The 245-nt window shown below is 59.6% G+C and carries 1 protein-coding gene; it reads right to left on the reverse strand.

The features are described 5' to 3' along the window. Positions 1-12 precede the first annotated feature (12 nt). Positions 13-245 (reverse strand): PDZ domain-containing protein (locus Q4528_RS15420; protein ID WP_303522589.1); only part of this gene is annotated, 233 nt, incomplete at its 5' end.

Below are 245 nucleotides of genomic sequence, written 5' to 3' on the forward strand. Positions count from 1 at the left end.
GTTGTCTCCTGATCAAAGTGTAATCACAACGGGGTCAAGCACAACCGCCCCGCCGATGGGGCGCATCCCCTGTTCATTTGAAAACGGATCAAAGACCACATGCCGGGTCTGACCGCCTGCCCCCCGCACAAGAAGGACAACAGGCCCCTCAATCTCTGGCCACACAAAACCTGCGTCGCCCACCGGCACACCGTCGATTGCCAGAATTTCATCGCCCACCGACAATCCCGCCAGATAGGCCGGGC

It is taken from the genome of Staphylococcus pasteuri, assembly GCF_030547725.1.
GTDB classification, from domain to species: Bacteria; Bacillota; Bacilli; order Staphylococcales; family Staphylococcaceae; genus Staphylococcus; species Staphylococcus pasteuri.